Genomic DNA, 20,742 nt, shown 5'->3' on the forward strand with positions numbered 1-20,742 from the left:
GGACTAAGTTAAAAATAACCAACACGGCATAAAGTGCGTTAAAACCCGCCGGGACGGAGCGCCTAGGGCACTCCACTTCGGTGTTGCATCAATTCAAAAGGTGGCCGACATTCTGTCATTGATGCGCCTTGAATTGAAGCACCCTAGGCGCTCTGAAACTCGTATCTTCAGGTAGCTTGGGTATATACCCAAGCCCACTATTCGACGTAAAGCCGCCCACGGGCACCATGGGGAATGTAACCTTAATTAGTTCCTGATAATAAAAACATACAGAGAGAATAACTATGGCGTCATCAATTAATACCGGTAGCTACACGAGCAGCACTGGCGAAAATGGGTCGGGCAGTTATCGTTTTGCCTTGATCTCATTGACTTCACTGTTTTTTATGTGGGGTTTTATCACCTGCTTGAACGATATTCTGATCCCGCATCTTAAAGCGGTGTTTTCACTGAATTATACTCAAGCCATGTTGATCCAATTTTGTTTCTTTGGAGCTTACTTTTTAGTGTCGATCCCAGCTGGTAACTTAGTCAAAAAACTGGGTTATCAAAAGGGGATAGTTACCGGTCTTGTGATTGCGAGTATTGGTTGTGCGCTGTTTTATCCAGCGGCCACGCTAGCGACCTATAATCTGTTCCTTGGCGCGCTATTCGTTTTAGCATCGGGCATCACTATCCTACAAGTGGCAGCCAACCCCTATGTTAACGCCTTAGGCAGTAGCGAGACCGCCTCGAGTCGTTTGAATTTAACGCAAGCTTTCAATGCGTTAGGTACAACTGTGGCACCATTCTTTGGTGCTATGCTCATTCTTTCTGTTGCCAGTTCAGTATCCAGCGATTTAGCCAACGCGAGCGCCGAAGCCGAAGTGGTTAAACTGCCATACCTGTTACTTTCTGGCGCCCTGGCAATCTTAGCGCTGATTTTTGCAAAATTAGATTTACCTGTGATCCGTGAGCATGATCACAGTGTTCAAGGTGAGGTCCAAACCCATCTAGGTAAAACCAGTGCCTTACAAAGCAAGCACTTAGTGCTCGGCGCTGTGGGTATTTTTGTGTATGTCGGCGCCGAAGTGTCTATCGGTAGTTTCTTAGTTAACTTTTTAGGCGAAAGCCACATTGCGGGCATGCCAGAAGCTGAAGCCGCCCATTACATCGCCTATTACTGGGGCGGCGCTATGGTGGGACGTTTCATTGGCTCTGTGGTCATGCAAAAAGTGCCGGCTGGCTCAGTGCTTGCGTTTAATGCCTTTATGGCGGCGCTACTTGTGGTTGTGGCGATGACAACCAGTGGCAGCATTGCCATGTGGGCAATTCTTGGGGTGGGGTTATTTAACTCGATTATGTTCCCAACGATCTTCAGCTTAGCGCTGCGTGATTTAGGTCCACACACTTCACAGGGCAGTGGCATTCTATGTCTGGCAATTGTGGGTGGTGCGATTCTACCTTTATTCCAAGGCATGTTAGCGGATAACCTTGGCGTGCAACTCGCCTTTATTCTGCCTGTTATTTGTTATGGCTTTATCTTGTTCTATGGCTCTAAAGGCTCAAAAATGTAACGGGTTAACTGGCTGACACTTAAAAGCGATCCCTTTGGATCGCTTTTTTTATGGCTTTAACCTTAACTCAGCGCCAGCGTGCTTGCGTATTAGGGCCTGACCTCCTATGATCCTCCGGTTTTATCATTCATGGTGACCTTTTAAATGTTGAATTCTCCGCTTTCTGCCAGCTCGAACGAATTAGTGATCAGTATCTTAACTATGGTGCTGAGCCAAGGAAAACCCTTAGATCGGGCCTATTCTCAGCATTTTTCTGGGTTGCAATTGGTACCCGCCGAACAGGCGCGTATCGCATTCACGACGGGTGATATCCTACGTCGCTTAAATTTATATTGTTATCTGGCGGAAATCAGTCCAGATGAGATGGAGCGCTTTGGCTCTAAATTGCTTAATGCGTGGCATTTATTCCACGGGCTTGAACTGCCTAAAATGCAATATTCGCTGCAAGTCGATGAGGCGCGTTTAGCCGAGCGCACCGAGCAGGCGAAAACTAAGCCAGTACTGTGGGACGGTTGCCCTGAGTGGCTCGATGCGATGGGCCGTGAGCAATTAGGCGAGTCTTGGGAAAAGGAGCGCGCCGCGTTAAGTACAGCGCCGAAGCGTTTTTTACGCGCAAATGGCCTTAAAGTGACGCGTGATGAATTGGCCGCTAAGCTTGCCGCTGAGTTTGTGAGCACGCTGAGCGTTGATGGGGTCGATTCTGCCCTTGAAGTGACCTCCGATTCTGCCTTGTTCCGTACCCAAAGCTTTAAAGATGGCTTATTCGAGCAGCAAGATGCGGGCTCTCAGCGCGTGGCGGCGGCGCTTGATGCCAAGCCAGGCATGAAAGTTATTGATGCTTGCGCAGGCGCGGGTGGCAAAACTTTACACATAGCCGCGCAAATGCAGGGAAAAGGGCGCTTGTTGGCCATGGATGTGGAGCAATGGAAACTCGACAAACTCAAAGAGCGTGCCCGTCGCAATGGCGCGCACAATGTCGAAACCCGCGTGATTGCCAGCAGTAAAACCATTAAACGCTTAAAGCTCAGCGCCGATCGGGTATTACTCGATGTGCCATGCTCAGGTTTGGGCGTATTAAAGCGTAATCCAGATGCAAAATGGCGCGATACTGTTGAGCGTTTGCCCGTGTTAATGGAGCTGCAAAAGCACATTTTGACCAGCTACAGCCGCATGGTGAAGGTTGGTGGCATAGTGGTTTATGCGACCTGTTCAATCTTCCCCTGCGAGAACCGCGGTCAAGTCGATGCGTTTTTAGCCGAGAATCCTAATTTCCGCCTGATTGAGGATGAAAGTATCAGCCCAGCCGATAGCGGATTTGATGGTTTTTACCTTGCAAAACTTGAACGTATTCAAGAATAAAGCCTTGCAGTTAAGACTAAAGTAAGCCCTTTATTGAATTGATACAGGGTTTACTTAGTTAACATTAGTGCCTAGAATTTCCTATAAGTTATAAATATTTTAACATTGTGAATGTGTATTTATATTGCAACTTTTTTCTAAGGGAATTATGACGTCCGGCGTTAATCTTCCAGATCTGCTCGACCATGCTGACGTTAAACTCGCCCACAATGTCAGCATAGCTTGCTATAGCAGTATTCTCTCTATGCTGCTTAATGGCGCACCGCTACATGAAATCTTGCACGCCTTAGTGCTAAAAATCGAAGCGCAAAAGATAGGCACTCGAGGGTCTGTATTACTGCTCAGCGGTGACGGCAAACGTTTGTTGTTAGGCGCCGCGCCCCATTTACCCGACAGTTACAACCAAGCGATTAATGGGGTCGAGATTGGCCCGAATGTCGGCTCCTGCGGAACGGCGGCTTATTTCGCAAAGCGGGTTATCGTTGAAGACATTGCTACACATCCCTATTGGGAAAATTATAAAGAACTGCCATTACGCGCCGGTCTTAAATCTTGCTGGTCTGAACCTATCAAAGATACTCAAGGCAAAGTACTCGGTACATTTGCCATGTACTACGATACGATAAAGTCCCCAACCGAGCTTGATTTAGAACTGATTACAGAGGCGGCACGATTAGCCAGCTTAGCCATTGAACGCAGTCGATCAATGGAGTTTCAGCGTTTAGCAGTGAAAATTTTTGACCGCTTACCTTTGGCACTGGTTATCTCCAATTCCGATGATTCCGTTCTCTATGCTAATCCCGCTTTTAAACATATCGCTCTTCCACAAGATATTGATATAGCAAACTTTAACCCCAAGATGTTTTTATCTGCGTCTCAACCCAATGAGTTAGCCGGCTTATTCGAGCATTTAGCGCAGGATAGAGTGTGGCAGGGGGAATTGGTTGGCTTAAGGGGCAATGGTGAGGAGTTTTATCTAGATCTCATCGTGAGCACATTTCGAGAGCCCAACGGATTACAACCTTGTTTTGCGTGGTTATTTTCAGATATTAGCGAACGTAAAAAAGCGGCGCAGCTGATTAAGTATCAGGCTAATAATGATTCGCTGACTGGGCTTGCTAACCGCAATGCCTTGTTTAAACTGATCCAATCCTTCATTACCTCCGACAGTCTGACGCCCGGCTTTAGTTTTATGCTGATGGATTTAGATAACTTTAAACAAGTTAACGACACCCATGGTCACGACAAAGGTGATGCGTTATTAGTGCAAGTGGTGCGGCAGATTTGCGAGTGCCTGAATGACACTATGGTGTTTGCGCGCCTCGGCGGTGATGAGTTTGCCTTGCTGTTACCTGGGATAGTTAACCAGAAAGAGTTGGCGCAACTTGCTGAAAAAATTAATAAGCATGTGGCTAAACGTTATGTGCTTGCCGATGGCAAAGGTGTTTATAGTTCGGTCAGTATAGGGATTGCGCGTTTTCCTGAAGATGCCCTCGATCTCGAGCAGCTGTTAAATTGCGCCGATCAGGCCATGTATATTTCAAAGGCTAATGGTCGTAATCGTTATCATTTTTTTACTGAGCAAATGCAGCTCAATGCCGAGCGTATTGCCAGCCTTCATAATCAACTTAAGCAGGCACTCGATCAACAGACCTTCGAGCTTTATTACCAGCCCATAGTGAATGCGACCACAGGTTTGATTGTTCGCGCCGAGGTTTTACTTCGTTGGCAGCTTGAAGGGCAATTCATTCCCCCCGATGAGTTTATTCCCATCGCGGAGAACAGCGGCTTAATCGTTGATATTGGTCGAGATGTGCGCCTTGGCGCTATGCAAACTATCTTAGAAATGCAGGCTCACAATTGGCCGATTAACTTGTCGGTGAATGTGTCGACCTTTGAGTTTTGGTCCCATGAACTGCAAGATGCCTTTGTGGAGTCCTTTGCTGCGATTACTGAGCAACTTGAGGTGACAGATTTCCCCTATGATAGATTAACCCTTGAGATCACTGAATCTTTGCTGATGAAGCAACATACGCATCTAATTGATGTGCTTAATGGTTTACGGATTATGGGGATTAAAATTTCCTTGGATGACTTTGGTACTGGCTATTCGTCCTTGTCCTATTTGGCGAATTTCCCTATCGATCAAATTAAAATCGACAAGAGCTTCATCGACCGATTAGATGAAGGCAAGCGCCACGAAGCGTTGGTGGAGGCCATAGTGCGGTTAAGCCATGCGTTAGATTTAACCGTGACGGCAGAAGGGGTGGAAACTGAGTCACAACTTAAGTTTGTGATGTCGAATCATATTCAAGAAATTCAAGGTTACCTTTTCTATAAGCCTATGCCTAAAGCCGCTTTCTTTGCGCTGTTGGCAAAGCAAGCTGAGCTGCATTAGGTTTTTTGACGTTGGACCTTGATGTGAGGGCGGCTTAATCAGCGACAGTTTGATTTAGATATCGGATTTAGATGTAAGGTAAGAATTCAAGTTTTAGATATAACACATTGAAATATAATAAATAAAAAGAGCGCTTAGGCGCTCTTTTTATTACTGAAAACGGGTGCTGCACACTGTATCTGCGTTCACATTGAGTCAGGTTGGCGAGCGTTAAGATTTAGCGGTTAGCTGACCGTTAATCACTAGGCTCAAGTATTCAGTAAAGTCATGACCGTGATTTTGCAGCATTTTAGGGAACATAGAAATCGGCGTAGAACCTGGGAACGTATTGATTTCATTCAATAGAATTTCATTGTCCGCGGTTAAGAAAAAGTCGATGCGCGACAGATGACGCAGCTTCATTCCTTTGAATGCCTTGATTGCATAGGCGCGGATCTGTTCGCTGATCTCTGCTGAAACATGTTGCGCGACCACATCGGTGCGCGCTTTACTGTTTTTGGCGTATTTCTCATCGAAGGTGTAGAAGGTGTTGCTATCACAGATGATTTCACCTGGCACTGTCGCCACCACTTCACCATTGTACTCGTAGACTGCGACTTCTAACTCGCGGGCTTTTATGGTTTTTTCAACGATCACATAGGGCGCATAACCAAACGCATCCTTGAGCACGCCTGCAACTTTATTGCTGTCGTCCACTTTGTAACAACCGACAGAGGAGCCCTGTGATGCTGCTTTGACGAAGATCGATCCCCATTGTGCTAAAGCCGCTTGGGTTTGCTCAATCGCCGCATCATCGAACTGATTCAGGAAAATATACGGCGTATTAGGAATACCTAAGGCCGAGAACCACATTTTAGCGGTGATCTTATTGAAGCAGTTGCTGCTCGCTTCGGATTCGCAGCCAAAATAGGGCAGTTGGATCAGATTAAAATAGGATTGAATGTCGCCGGTCTCACCGGGATAGCCATGAATGCAAGGAATGACGTAATCGACTGGCCATGGCGTTTTGCTTTCATCACGGAAGCGAATCTCGCGGCTATTGGTCAGCTCACAGTCGTCACCAGCTGCTGTGCGGTACTGGCCGAATTTATCCAGCTCGACGCGTAACACAGAAAACTGCTCAGATTTTGCCAGTGAGGTTTCAAAATAGTTGGCCGACATTAATGAAATATCGTGTTCGGCACTTCCGCCGCCGCACAGCAAAAGCAGATTGATCTTAGACATTATGATTCCTCAAAGTGAGCAAAATCGGATGATATCGGCCTGTGGCAATACGAACATCATCCTATAGTACAACCGCTGTCATCTTAGTTTTCTTGTCCCTATGAGTGCAAGGTTTTGCTGACTGACGGCAATTAAGTGGTGAATTTTAACGCATTTAATCGCATTGCAAATAAGGGCTTGTGCATTTGGCGAGGTTATTTTGATTTTTGTGGGGTTAACTGACAATGTCTTGCAATTGTGGAGTTACTATTCGCTGCGATGAATAGCCGCGAAAAAAATTAGCATTCGGGATGCGTTTCAACATGGCATTGTTGTAGGGAATACTTGGTTGAAAGTTATCGTAAAGAGTTTTGGTAAATGGCGAGGGTAAAATTTGTATGATTAATAAAAACATTCGGTTAGCTCAGTTACACGATGCAGAGAGTATTCAGCTGCTACTTGAGCAGCTAGTTACGCTTTGCCTGTGGCCACGTTAGCCAAGACGTTAACTGAGTACCAAGATAACCCTCAGTCCCGCAGTGATGAGTTACTGGTATACGAGCAACTCAATGCGCAGGGTGAGCCGCAAGTTGTTGCTGTGATGGCCTTGATGTTCTTTGATTATTTCCCCGCTTTGAGTCGTATCTGTCGCATTACGGCGATAGTAGTGGATGCCGATATGCGAGGTCAGGGCATCGGCACTCAACTGATTGATTTTGCTAAAGCACGGGGAAGACAAGAAGCCTGTCAGTTACTCGAACTCACTACATCGACCCAGCGCATTGCCACGCAGCAATACTATGAAAGTATAGGGTTTACCAAAACCTCTTTCCGTTACAGCTTAGTCTTGAGTTAAACGAACCTAACCCAACCTAACTTAACCCCAAAGCCTGTCAGCAAGACCCGATGCGCGTTGAGTGGCTTGGCTACTGGCCCGCTCGAATACGTGCTGGGTGCCTAAGCAGGTAAAGTGCACTTTAGCGCGGGTGATGGCGGTGTAAACCAACTCTTTAGTCAGCAGTTGCCACTGGGCTAGGCTGGGACTTGGCGGCAATACTAAGGCCACACGGCTAAATTCGCTACCTTGGCTTTTGTGGACTGTCATGGCGTAACAGGTTTCATGGCTGGGCAAACGGGCTGGCAAGACTTTTAACAGGCTGCCATCGGCCTTGATGAAGTGCGCCATTAAACGTTCGGGTTTATCTTCATCCTGCAAAATCAATCCGATATCACCGTTAAACAGGCCTAAGTTATAGTCATTGCTTTGGATGATAATCGGCCGACCCAGATAAAACTCCTGTAGCGGTTTAATCAGCTTGGCATTGGCCAATGCTTGAGTTACATACTGATTGATGCCTTCAACCCCATAATCGCCCGAGCGCATGGCGCATAAAATGCGGTACTGGTTAAAGCTTTCTATGATCTCAGCTGTGCTTGGACGTGCGCTAAAATCACTATGACTTTCATCGCTAATGTTTACATTGCTATTCAAGGCGCTGAGATAAATACCATATTGCTGGCAGGCTTGCTCCAGCAGTAAATTGAGTCCCATATTATTAGCAGGCTCGCTCACTTTGGCTTGGGTTTGGCTTACGACCATACTGTGTTCTAACCAGCTCAATTCAGCAGGGCCTTGTTGCCAAATCTGCAAAATGCCTTGAAGATCTGCGCGATTAACGGCGCTCGCAAGCAGTCCAATCCCTGCATCGCCTTTAAATCTGTGGCTGTGCATCAGCATACACAAGCTATCGCCAAGTTTAGGGGCATCGCTGATATAGGGCGTTAACTCAAAACCCGTTAAAGCACTCAGGCGCTCGGCTTGTTCCTTGGAATAGCGCATTTGCCACAGAGCAGGGCTGTTTGACGCTAAGTTGTTCTGAGCAAAATTATTGGGAACAACTGACATTTTTAGGCCAGCACAAATATCGGCGAGCACAGCGCCAGCCTCAACCGAGGCGAGTTGGTCCTGATCGCCGAGTAAAATCAAACTGGCGTGCTCGGGCAAGGCGCTGAGCAATTTATACATCATGGGCAAATCGACCATAGAGGCTTCATCGACGATCAATAAGTCGAGCCGCAGCGGATTACCTTGATGGTGGCGAAAGTGCGGCGAGTTGGGGATCACTCCGAGCAGTCTGTGTAGGGTTGATGCCTCCTCTGGAATACGCCCCAATGCCGTTAAAAAATCTTGGCTATGTCTATTGCGAGCTTCATCAATAACATCAGCACGGGTGCTGAGTTCCTTCGCCAGACGCGCTTTCGAGGCTTTGATCGATTCGCTTAACCGAGCGGCCGCTTTTCCCGTGGGTGCGACTAAACGGATTTCCTGCATGGACTCCATTTGTAACAATAACAGAAGCTTAGTCACAGTGGTGGTTTTGCCCGTGCCTGGGCCGCCAGTGATCACCGACAGTTTTTTACCCAGCGCGGTTGCTGTGGCGACCTTTTGCCAATCAATGGGTGCTGCGCTTTGTGTGCCTTCACTTTTAGTGATTACATTGGTAGTGAGTGCATTGCGAGTGAGTGAATGGGGATCGCTCACATTGGCAGGGAACAGTTGATCTAACAGTGACCTCAATTTAGCGGTTTGAGTATGCTCTTTGTGGCTTGCCTCTTCAGAGTGTTTAGATACGCTTCCCGATAGGCGGATTAACGAAGCGGCCACTGAGGTTTCAAATTGATGATAACGTTGTAGATAGAGTCTGCCATTATCAAAAATAAGTGGTTTGTTACTGCCATGTTGGCCAACGGCATCAAAGCTTTGCAAGGTCTCTGTGAGCGCTTCGAGACTTAAACTGATTTTACAATGGCTATTTTGCTCGGCCATAGGATTAAGCGGCACGATATGGGCAAGCACTAGGCAGCTATGCTGTGAAGATAATTGCTGGCTTAACAGCGCACATAGCAACATAAACAAGGGTTGTTGGCTGCCACTTGGATGCAAGTGGCTCATCTCGAGCGCGAAATGTCGGTCGAGCGGTGTGAGCAGTCGTTCTTGCTCCCACTGTTTTAACAGCTCTGGCAGCGGCGCGCTAAGCTGAATTGCGCCATGGTCTATCCATTTCGCGGCTGTGAGTGAATGTGCATTTAGCCCTTGGGTTGAGCGCATCATGCCGTGACTCCTGTATCGATTGCACCAGCTAATTTGCTGTGAAATAAATTATCATTAAAAAGTGAATCCAGCGCGAGAATAAGTGCCTTCGGCGGCTTGTCGTAGTAAATACCGTAGCCGGGATACTGAGCCGACATACCCCGTAAGAACAAGTAATAACAACCGCCGATATGGCTGTCGTAGTCATAACTTGGCAGGCGTAAACTCAAATATCTGTGCAGCGCCAATGAGTATAGGATGTACTGCAAATCGTACCTATGATCGGTTATGGCACTTTGCAGCGCGCTTTGATGATAGGCATTGATGTTGTCGCCTAAATGATTCGACTTATAGTCGGCGATATAATATTTTCCTTGGTATTCAAAGGCTAAGTCGATAAAGCCTTTGAGCATGCCCTTGAGATCATCAAACTTAAGTGTCGACTCATAGCCAAACTGCTGCAGTAGCGCATTGAGCTCAGTATCCTTAAGTTCGCTTAAGGGTAAATAAAACTCCATTTCGACTAAGGTATCCTGTGGCGATAACTTGGCTAAGCACAAATCAGGATGCTCAGGTTTGGGTGTCTTGGAATGATTCTCGAAGGCCGATGTTGAAGGCATTGTCGTAGGCATTGTTGATGCTGGCACTGTTGTTGGCATTAGCCCAAGCGGCGCATGCAGCACATCCAGATACCAAGTGTGCAATACCGTTTGCCACTCGGGCGCGATACCGTATTTCAGCATGGCTTTAGGCAGTTGCAGCGGTAAGTCTCTGTCTGCCTGCGTAAAATCAATCTCTTCTAGCACTAAATGCATAAAGCTACCGGCATTAGCGCCGCGCTCAAAGTTAAAGCGATTAAGCATGCCATCCTGCAGCTCATGACTTGGCTCATCTGGAATAGAGAGTGTTTGCGCAGCCATATATTCAAGCGTACCTAATGCTTCATCATCGGCGCCCGGAGCGGCTTTGCCATGACTGGTATTTTTAACTAGGCCTGAATAACTGCCGACTCGCCACGGAGTGCAGTATTGGCGGGTTAAGGTTTTCGCGCTCAGTATTTGTGCTATGTCTTGGCTTGAGGGCAATGGCCGCTCGCCTATGTCATCGGGAACCTTATCAATACTTATGGCTTCCACATTTTGGGCGAGCTGCTGCGCTGCATTGCAGACACGGGCAAAGTCACATTCTGAGTCGCCTATGCCGAGCAGATAGCCGATGGCGGTTTCATGCAGCTGACTTTTAAGGCCATTTTTAAGCTGACGACTGTGATTGGCGATATACAAGTAACACAAATACACAGGGCGAGTGAGCGCCACATATAACAAGCGCAAGTCTTCGGCCAAGGTTTCTTGTTGGGCGCGCTCCCAACCCTCATCTGTGCCTTCGATATCCCACACGAGTTCTTGCTCACCTGCGTCGTTGATTCTGTGGTACAGCATAGGCGTCGGGCGACGGCGATTGTCGCGGGCTAGGCTGACAAAGGGCACAAAGCACACGGGATACTCAAGGCCCTTACTCTTATGGATAGTAACGATCTGCACCAGATTCTGCTCGCTCTCGAGGCGCAGCTGCTGTTCATCGGTTCCCGTGTTATCAATCAGTTGTTGTTCATACCAATTGAGTAGGGCGCTAATACCATCAAGCTCGGTGGCCTTTTGCTGTAATAGCTCGGCAAGGTGACGAAAATCCGTCAAACGGCGCTCGCCATTCGTGGCATCTTGCTCCTGTGCATCGGTTTGCGTACTAGCGGAGTGCAGTAAACGGTCAATCAGCTTAGTGCTATTGGCAAGGCTTAATAGCGCGGGCATGATGCCGCGTTTTTGCCACACTTGGTGCAAGTTAAAAAACTGCTCTAATAACAGCTGTCTGTGCTCTTCATCTTGGTTAAAGGCATGAATTTGCTCGGCGCTGTAGCCTAATAATGCCGTGGCTAGGGCGCTGCGCAGTGCCCGCTCATCCTTAGGATTCGCCAGAGATCGTAAAATTAACGCCATTTCCCGCGCTTCAAGGGTATCGAATACACTGTCGCGACTTAAAAACACCGCGCCTATGTGGCGTTTACTTAATGCGGTTTTCATCACCGCCGCCTCGTTGCGATCCCGCACTAAGATAGCGATGTCTTTAGCGATTAAAGGTCCGTTTGGGCTGTGGCATTCGCCATTGGCCGCATCTGTCAGTAAACGGGTGATCTCCGCCGCTGCATCTTCGGCGAGCAAGTGTCTGGCGGTGGTTTTGTTGAGGCCGTTTTCTGCGCTTTCGCTTAAGAGTCTTAATCTTAAGGCCGCTGGATTGACGGTTTTTTCAGTGAGGGTTTTCCCCTTGGCACTGCTGGGCGTTTTCACGCTATCAAAGGGGATCGACTGACTGATAAAAGGATCGTGATGCTGGCTAAACAGATGGTTAACCCCAGCGACCATGTTTGCGCTTGAGCGGTAGTTGGTATCCAGATGATAGTGCGCCTGCGTATGATGGCGGGCCTCAATATAGGTATGGATATCGGCACCACGGAAGGCATAAATGGCTTGCTTAGGATCGCCAATCATCAACAGGCTGAGCTTATTTTCTGTATCGTTTTTGCCTTGCTGCTCAAACGAGTAGCGGCCTTGGTAGATGCCAGAGAAGATCGCAAATTGCAGCGGATCGGTATCTTGGAATTCATCAATAAGCGCGACGGGGAAACGTGTCGCCACGGCTTTGGGCAAGGTTTCATTATTGGCGTTTAACGCGCTCGCTAATGTCGTGAGTAAATCATCTGGGGTCAGCACATTTTTTTGCTGCTTTTGCTGGGCAAATCGCTCGCTTATACCAAGTTTCGCACTATACAAAAACGCTGGTTTAATGGCGGCAATCAATGTAGCGAGCTGCTCCATATGATCCATCAGCGGCGCTTCGCTCACGCTTGGGATCACGCCGCCCTTGTTGAGCTTTAACTCAGACAAGGACAAGGCTTCTAACTCTTTCAGTGGCGGCAACCCATGACCGAAGGCGAGCCAGTTATCCAGCGCATCGAACATGGCGGCGAGCTTGGGGTATTTATCCGTTGCCTTGCCAAAGCGGGTGCCATTCAGTGGCAAACTGTGTAGCAATGCCAATAAGCCATCGCGTCCCCGTGGCCAAGCTAATTTAAAGCGCTCTAAACTTTGGCGCAGTGACATGGCCAAGGCATCAAACTTAAGCGCGGGTTTCAGAGGCTTTGCTTGACTGGCGCCAAGGAGCGGTCGCAACTGCTTGACTAAGCCATCGGGCTCGCCAAATTCCTTGGCAATGATTTGTGCTAAGTAATCGGGCAGCGGATAACAGGCCTCACGCCAAAAATCCCGCACGGCATGGTGCAAAAACTCGCTGTCGTCTAAGGTGAAGTCCGATTCGAACAGCAGGGAGGACTCAAAGGCGAGATCCGATAAAATTCGCTGACAGAAACCGTGGATGGTAAAAATTGCCGCTTCGTCGAGGGATTTAAGGGCGAGATCGAATCGCCTCAGGGCAATGGCGCGTTCACTCTCTGGGGTGTTGTCATACAGCGCCTGCACAAAGGGATCGGCAATCGTTAGCCCTAAGAAGCACTTGAAGGCGACTTGAATACGCCGGCGAATACGGTCCCGTAACTCTTCGGTGGCCGCATTGGTGAAAGTTACCACGAGAATTTGCTCACAGGTCAGCGGCGCTGCTATGCCATCACCAAGCAATAAGCGTAAATAAAGACCTGAAATAGTGTAGGTTTTACCTGTGCCAGCGCTGGCCTCAATAAGACGACTACCGCCAAAGGGCAATGTGAGTGGATCAAGCGCCTGCGCCGCTGAATGTAAGGCTGCTGCGTTTAACTGAATCTGTTCACTCATGCTTGCTCTCCCTGTGCGCTATCGCGGTTTAAATGTGCTGCAGTAGCGTGTGTTTCAGTCGCTTGTACATTGGGAGTTTGGCCTTGGCTCATGCCATCGTTCAGCGCAAATTCCTCAAGCTGAGCCAGCGTATCTTTGAGATATAAACTCACCATAGGGCGATAGATGCGCTCGGCTAATACGCCAAAGCTATTCTCAGAGAAATCCCGCGGAAAACTGAATAAGCGTTGGTAATGGGGCTCGTTCCCTTCACCTAATTGACTCTGCTCATCCAGCCATTCAGGTAACGCTTGCTGCAAACGCTCATCGTGCTCACCCTCGCTGCTGACGTAGGCCAGTGAGGTGCGCGGCATAAAACACAGTGGGTATTGCTGACCTTGATAAAACAGCACCAGCAAATCGGCCAGTAACGCATGGGCGCGCTCAGCTGTGATTGGCGCTAAGGCGTGGAAATGCCCCATGTCGAGTAGATAGCTTGCATGTGTGTGGCCCATTGCCATTAAACACAGGTGGCGAAGGTATAACCTAAGCGCATCGCGGCCGTGGGCGCTACCAGGGCGGTAATTGACTAATCCCTTAGGGCTTAAGTCATCGATACGGCCTTGCAGTAACACTTGCTGGGATCTGCCCGCCGTGATGGGCAAGTCAAACACGAGTTTAATATCCGCATGGCTGCTGGCTTGTTCTCCCTTGAGGAACAAGGTTCTGCCAATCAAAGGTTTAATATCATGCTGATATTGGCGCAGTAGCAAATCATCGAAGGGCTGCATCGGCAAACTGCCGCTGGCTTTGAGGCGTTTAATCAGCTCGATATCGGGCTCAGTCAGACCTTGGCCTATGGCATCGTCGAGTAACTGGGCCTGCAACATATAGCGCTCTAGGGCATTTAGGCTAAAGGGCTCGTCATTATCATCGGCCTGAATATTAAGGCTAAGATCGACTTTAAGCGTTCGGTTGAAGAAGTACTGCGCCGGATTTCGAAAGAAACGGATCAGGGCAGACACATCCACTTGCTTGCTTTGCTGTTGTTCGCGCACAGAAGCGGGCTGTGCCTCTGTATCTGGCATTGAGTCTTGCTCATCCGCTTCGAGCAGGATGCGAGTTTGTGCGCCGATAAAGCGGCCCGCATGTGTGCCCGCAGCGTCGACATTGGGCGGACACCATTGCTGGCTGTAACTTTGGCCTATGTTTGAGCCATCTTTGTCATCACTTTTTACTGCGGATTGATACAACTTAGGATCGAAGGGTTGCAGCGGCTGGTGGCTGACGATCGCGTTATAGAGGGCTTTTTCAGCATCTTCTGGTTCTATGGGGCTTGAAGCTTTCTGCGATTGAGCCAATAGCGTTTCAGGCAAATAGCACAGCTGACAATATTCAATCAGTTCAGAGACGAGCATAGAGGCGATACGCTCAGAGTTATCCCGTTCGCTGCGGCCTATATAGCTGATATACAGTTGCTCGCGCGCCGACAATAAGGCTTCTAAAAACAAATATCTGTCATCGAGGCGGCGGGAGCGATCGCCTTTACGGGCACCAAAGTGAGCCATTAAATCAAAGCCGACAGGATGCTGAACCCTAGGATAAACCCCATCATTCATGCCGAGTAAACACACGACCTTAAAGGGGATCGAGCGCATCGGCATCAAGGTACAAAAGTTCACGCTTCCCGCAAGATAACGCTGGCCGACCCGAGATTCGGTTAAGCGTTGATTAAACCATTGCTGCAGCACTTCAATACTGAGGCTAAGTCCGCTTATGCTCTGTTGGGCTAGCGTCTCGAACATACTTGTATCTAACGAGTTTGTATCTAATGGCTTGCCCGCTGATAGTAACTCTTGCTCTAGGGCGGCAATGGCATCGCGGATTTCCTGTAACTGCTCGCGCTCATCTTCATCTGTGTCGTAGAAGGCATCCAGCAGCTCAGTTAATTCAGCCAAACGCAGGGCGCCCACTTGCGGTAAGGCGAGTATTTGCGCCGTTTTATCGAGTACTTCAATAAAATTGAGTAACTTACCTAACGCCTGCGCCGATTGGCCTTCGATGCCAGTCACGATCAGATGATCTTGGTATAGCGGCGCATCGTCACTCAAGGCGTAGCCTAAAATCAGCCTTTTAATACCAAAGGCCCAGGAGTTTTGCTCAAATGCCGGTACGCCTTGTTTTAGGCGACTTTGTTCATCGCGGCCCCAGCGCACGCCCGCTTCATCTAACCAGCGGCGGATGAGTTGCAATTCATCGTCATCGAGCTGGAAACGGCGCAAAATGGCGGGCACTTCGAGTATGCTCAAAATGTCGGTCAGACCAAAACGGCTCTGATTAATCCCGAGTAAATTCAAAAAGCTATTGATGAGCGGTGATTCCTGCGCTGCGCCGCGGTCGGCAATTGCGTAGGGAATGTAATGCAGGCCTTGCTTCGCCGAGAAGACGGCATCGATGTAGGGCGCGTAGGCGGCGACATCGGGCATCATCACCACTATGTCTTTGGGTGTCAGGTCGGCATGGTTGCAGAGTAACTCAAGCAAGTGATCGTGCAGGGTTTCGACTTCCCGCAGTGGACTGTGACAACTTTTGACTCGAATGGATTCATCGTCGTGCTTAAGCAGGCGTCTGTGCTTGACATTCTGATACAGCTCGGCATCAGGCCCTAGCACTCTGTCTAAGGTTTGCATCTCTAAAATATCGTATTGCACCCCGTGGAGCATGCTGGCATGACTGTGTGGCGAGTTGGGATCGTCACAGGGCTCACAATACACATCGTCGCCAAAGTCGCAGTGTTCGGCGGGGAGCTCAAGCAGCATATCGAGTAATTCACGGCCCATCTTGCCGTTATTGGCAAGCAGCGGATTGCCTACTTCGAGTTTATCTTCCCATAGTTCTGCTAATTGACGTTTACCCGCATATTGCACCGCCATGCGGGCACGATTACGGGGATCAACAATGTCACCCCAATAGTGCTGACATGGGCTTAAACCCAGCACGATCACATCGATGCGGCCTGCCAGATGGTAAAGCACCTCAAGGGTTTGCGGCGCCATTGAGGAAATGCCAAACACAAATAAGCGTTGTGGCAATTGGGCGAGTGACGTGTCGGGGTTATTCAGCGCGGCAATCAAGTCACTGTGCAGGTTAGCCCTGTGGTAATGGCTTTGATTAAGCTCATCACGGTTAAAGGCAATGAGCGCGCGCCATAAAATAGGTTGCCAGCGTTGGTCTTCATTCAGCGATTTGGTGAGTGAGTCGGGATGCTCGTTTTGCTCCCACGCTAAAATCCAATCGGGCCGATACACTAAGTATTGGTCGAAGATATCGGCAATCCGGCCACAGAGTTGGTACAGCTTAATATCGTCAGCCGTCATATCACGGGTGTTGTGCAGTTCACTTGTATCGGCGGCATTTGTGCGGGATTGCTGATGACTTAGATAGTGTCTCAACGGCCCAAAGGCGTCATCTTGTAACATGCGCGGCAAGAGTTGCATCAGCTTCCAGGTCATCGCCGCCTTAGTGAAGGCGTTGTCCTTGGGCACATCGGGTAATAAGTCATGGCACAACTGCCAGGTAAAGCTCGACGGCAGCGGAAATTCCAATGCGGCGGCAATCCCATTTTGTTTGGCGATTTCGAGGCGCAGCCAAGTCGACATGCCAGGACTCTGCACCAGAATATGCTCGTTACTCAGTAGACGTGCAAAAGTAAGGGGTTGGGTCAGGTAAGCGGCTAAATGGGCGCAGAGCACTTCCATCTGATTGGACTGGATTAACTTTAGCATGTGTAACTCGGCATGGTGACAGTAAAACAATTCTATGTGTTTGATTTATAAGATTCAACACTATTGCTGCTTCTGTGGAATTAACCCGCAATTTTAGGCGTTTACTTAGCATTAAACTGGTGAAACTTGGCCGGCTAATGCTCAGCTTACCAATGCTAGGCTAGCGTGAACTTCTTTTTCACCTTTACCCTGAGCAATAACCAATTCAGTTGCTTCGCCGCCGCTTTAAATTTTGTTAAATGCGCTTGATAGTCATCAGCCGGTAAATCTTGATACTTCAGCGCCACATAACTTTGGGTCAAGGTGTGCATCAGCGTACAAAGCTGTGGTGCACTGTGTTGGTATTGCTCGATAATCTGCTGCGCAAATTGGTTTGGCCCATCACTGTCATTACGCTTAATACCATGGCGGGCGAGGCGATTGCAGATCTGTTGATAGCGAGCACTGATAGGATCGCCCTGAGTGCTAAAATGTAATAGTCCCGCACTGTAGGCGATATAGAGCACGATAAGGCTGATACACAGCCCCATAAATACCGCGATTTTAGTGTTAGTTACATCACCTAAGATGCCGCTGAGCACTTGATTCTGTCTATCTTGATTGAAACCCAGTACCCACACGCTCCAGTAATAATCTATGCTGGCAAAACGTTGCCTTAACTCATTGAGCCAAGGCATAGATTTAAAGCGTAAGCTACTAAAAGGGCTTTCCTGCAGGTAACTTAGCGCAGGATCAAACTGGGCGTCGAAACCTTGTTCGATACGATCGGGCGCCACCATAGCGGTCGGGTCGAAACGCACCCAACCTTCACCTTCGAGCCAAACCTCTGCCCATGCATGGGCCATATATTGATACACGCTGTAGTAACCCGCTTGCGGATTAAATTCGCCGCCCTGATAACCTGTAACCATACGTGCGGGTAAACCTGTGGCCCGCGCCATAAAAACGAAGGCTGCGGCATAGTGCACACAAAATCCGGCTTTGTTTTCAAATAGAAAATCATCCACTTGCTGCGGCCCAAGTGGAGGCAGCGTGAGTGTGTAGAAAAAAGGCTCGGTATTGAAGTGGCGCATCATGGCCCACAATCGTGGCTTAGGCTCGGGATATTGAGTCTTGAATTGCTCGGCCAGTGCCCAAGTTCGTGGATTACTGTTACTCGGCAGTTCGAGGTTAATCTGCCTTTGCCGCGCCGAGAGCTTGAGATCCATCTTCGCCTTGGGCCAAGACTCTACTTGATAACTCATTCGCTGATCGACATTGCGCAGCGCTAACAGCCGATAGTCGGGCATATTGACCACGTTATCATCTTGGCTATAGGCGACATCGAGACCAAATAACCACTGCTGGTGGCTCGGCTCAGCAATCACTTGGTAACGAATACTCGGCTTATTGTTTTGCTTGCCTTGTTTTGCAGTATCTTGACCTTCGCTACTTATCGAAGCGGGGTTCTTTGTTAAATCAGGATCATTGGTCATTAAATCAGGGATATTGTTCATAGCGTCAGGACTGGTGACCATCAAAGCTGGATTATTAAGCATCAATGCGGGGCTGGGCCGAGAGGGCGGAAACAGCAGCGCATCTTTTTGCAGCTTTTTAATGCCTTCCTCCTGACGCCAAGTCATACCGTCATAGTTTTCCATCACCAGAGCGCGCCAATATAACTCAGCATTAATGGGCGCCGCATTGGTAAAACTCGCCCTAAAGGCCAGCTCGGTCGAACGGGTGAGCTTACCGATATCACCAATGGCCAGACTATCGGACAAGCCCGTTTGCGCTTCTTTCATGTTGGGCACTAACCAGAGCGGCGCAAAACGCGGTAACACCAAAAACAACAGCAGCGCGAGGGGCACACTCTGGAGTAAAAATTTACTACCGAGCCACGCCGTGTGTTTTAGGGAGTGTTTATCTTGATACAGGGTCACGAGCACGCAGGTGTTGATCAACGTCACCACGAGTAAATGCGCGGTATTGAGTAAGGATTGGTGATCAATAAAGGTCAGCGCGATAATAAAATAGCCCGCGAGGACGACAACCCGCACATCCCTTTGGTTACGCATTTCAATGTATTTTAAGGCATAACCTAACAGCAGCAGATTCACGAGTGCGTTGAGTAAGCCTATTTCCTTGGACACGAGTGCCAGTGTGGTTGCGGCGCCGATCGCAAGACTGGTGACCAGAAAACGCGGCGGCTTTGCCACTTTGCCGACATAAATCCCCACACGCCACAGCAAACAAATTGCGCAAATGCCTAAGGTCCAAGGCGTGGTTTTATCAAATAGCGGGCTGAGTACGGCGATATTGGTGATCAATAACCAAAATAAAGTCTGACGGCTGATATTATCGCCAATTTGCGGTGTCGTGCTGTTGGCCGTTAATGTCATACCTGTTCCCTCGTGGTCGGGATATGACGTTTCTTGCTGGTGGTTTTAGCCGTTTTATTTGAGTGCTTTGCCGCTGATGACGAATTAACGGCTGACGGCGCTAGCTGGGGATACAAGGCGAGGGCCTTATGGCAGGCGATCCTATGGCTATGACAGATAGAGGGCGCGATCAATATATCCTCGCCCATGGGTGTTTGCAGATGTAAGCCGAAATACTGCTCGAGTTGCGTGAGTTTATTGATTTGCCAGCTTAATTGACTCAACTGGGTTTCGAGCCGTTTAGCATCGGGTCTGAGTCTTAACCAAACGGGATCGCCTTGGGGCTGCTGAAACTCTTTACTCAACATACCGCGACCCTGCGCCCACTGTTTCCACGCCACTTGCTTGAGGGACTCGCCGAGCACATGGGGTTTAAGTCCTTTAAACTCATCGATGCCTGACACATGTTTACCCGCCAGTAACAGGGGATCTTGCTCAGACTGAGTATGATCAGCCTCAAGTTGCAGCGGCGCTTCAATCGGCTGGGCAAAGACTAAGTGACTAATGGCCAAATCCACATGGGACCATGCGCGGCAAAGCCCTAAGGGATAGAAGGATTCAATTTTGAGCCGACCTGGTGACACTTGGCCCCGCTGATGATATTCGAAGGGCACGAGCGCTTGCTGTTCATCTGTACCGACGTTCTGCACTGTATAAGTGTGATTATGCGGATAGTTTAGCTGGATGTTATGACCACTATGATGGGTGCTGATGAGGACAGGAAAAGTTAAGGTCTCGCCCGCATAGACTTCGGGCGGCGTCATGGCGCGTAAATGTAGACCAGCAAGATTTTTGTAACTGTAGAGAATACAGGTATTAAACAGGCTTAGGAGTAAGATGCTAAGGCCAATGACTAAGTTATTTTGATAGTTAGTGCCAAATAGATATAAGAGTAAAACCAACCCGAGCCAAACCAAACCGAAACCACTCGGCAAAATAAAAATGCTGCGATGGCTTAAGGTGATTTCAGGACTCGGTGGTAAACGCCTTGCTAACCAACGCTGCCAAATCGGTACTAGAGTCGGAACGAAAGTAGGGCGTATCAGTCGTTTCACTTCTGCATCACTTCCATGGTTGAATGGCTTGCTTTAATGCCTAGGTTAACTGCTCGA

The 20,742-nt window shown here is 48.7% G+C and carries 9 protein-coding genes and 1 pseudogene; 4 read left to right on the forward strand and 6 right to left on the reverse strand.

All coding sequences use genetic code 11. The features are described 5' to 3' along the window. The first annotated feature begins 284 nt into the window (after positions 1-284). The 3 genes from NE536_RS01360 (at position 285) to NE536_RS01370 (ending at position 5,313) form a co-directional block, all read left to right on the forward strand. Complete coding sequence (locus NE536_RS01360) at positions 285-1,556, forward strand: sugar MFS transporter (protein WP_261271553.1); 1,272 nt, start codon at positions 285-287, stop codon at positions 1,554-1,556. A gap of 144 nt (positions 1,557-1,700) precedes the next feature. Continuing rightward, positions 1,701-2,915: an RsmB/NOP family class I SAM-dependent RNA methyltransferase gene (locus NE536_RS01365; RefSeq protein WP_261271554.1), complete on the forward strand. Its 1,215-nt coding sequence runs from the start codon at positions 1,701-1,703 to the stop codon at positions 2,913-2,915. A 148-nt stretch (positions 2,916-3,063) separates the two neighbouring features. Next, complete coding sequence (locus NE536_RS01370; protein ID WP_261271555.1) at positions 3,064-5,313, forward strand: sensor domain-containing phosphodiesterase; 2,250 nt, start codon at positions 3,064-3,066, stop codon at positions 5,311-5,313. A gap of 210 nt (positions 5,314-5,523) precedes the next feature. Here the strand turns inward: NE536_RS01370 and NE536_RS01375 are convergent, their stop codons facing one another. Further along, the gene (locus NE536_RS01375; RefSeq protein ID WP_107947413.1) at positions 5,524-6,537 is read right to left on the reverse strand and encodes a D-alanine--D-alanine ligase; all 1,014 of its coding nucleotides are present in this window, start codon (positions 6,535-6,537) and stop codon (positions 5,524-5,526) included. Between the two features lie 377 nt (positions 6,538-6,914). On the opposite strand from NE536_RS01375, the pseudogene NE536_RS01380 reads away from it, so the two are divergent. Continuing rightward, positions 6,915-7,372, forward strand: a pseudogene (locus NE536_RS01380) (GNAT family N-acetyltransferase). Between the two features lie 21 nt (positions 7,373-7,393). Here the strand turns inward: NE536_RS01380 and recD are convergent. The 5 genes from recD to NE536_RS01405 all read right to left on the reverse strand — a co-directional run bounded on the left by recD (position 7,394) and on the right by NE536_RS01405 (position 20,685). After that, positions 7,394-9,628 (reverse strand): exodeoxyribonuclease V subunit alpha, encoded by a 2,235-nt coding sequence (recD, locus tag NE536_RS01385; RefSeq protein ID WP_261271556.1) that lies wholly within the window; start codon positions 9,626-9,628, stop codon positions 7,394-7,396. After that, complete coding sequence (gene recB / locus NE536_RS01390; RefSeq protein ID WP_261271557.1) at positions 9,625-13,446, reverse strand: exodeoxyribonuclease V subunit beta; 3,822 nt, start codon at positions 13,444-13,446, stop codon at positions 9,625-9,627. The genes recD and recB overlap by 4 nt, the downstream gene beginning before the upstream one ends. Further along, positions 13,443-17,210: an exodeoxyribonuclease V subunit gamma gene (gene recC / locus NE536_RS01395; protein WP_261271558.1), complete on the reverse strand. Its 3,768-nt coding sequence runs from the start codon at positions 17,208-17,210 to the stop codon at positions 13,443-13,445. Before recC ends, recB begins: the two co-directional genes overlap by 4 nt. Before the next feature lie 155 nt (positions 17,211-17,365). Next, a complete protein-coding gene (locus NE536_RS01400; protein ID WP_261271559.1) occupies positions 17,366-19,591 on the reverse strand; it encodes a transglutaminase TgpA family protein in 2,226 nt (741 codons plus the stop codon). Next, the gene (locus NE536_RS01405; protein ID WP_261271560.1) at positions 19,588-20,685 is read right to left on the reverse strand and encodes a DUF58 domain-containing protein; all 1,098 of its coding nucleotides are present in this window, start codon (positions 20,683-20,685) and stop codon (positions 19,588-19,590) included. Before NE536_RS01405 ends, NE536_RS01400 begins: the two co-directional genes overlap by 4 nt. Positions 20,686-20,742 lie beyond the last annotated feature (57 nt).

This window comes from Shewanella septentrionalis (assembly GCF_025370265.1).
In the GTDB taxonomy this organism is placed as follows: Bacteria; Pseudomonadota; Gammaproteobacteria; order Enterobacterales; family Shewanellaceae; genus Shewanella; species Shewanella hafniensis.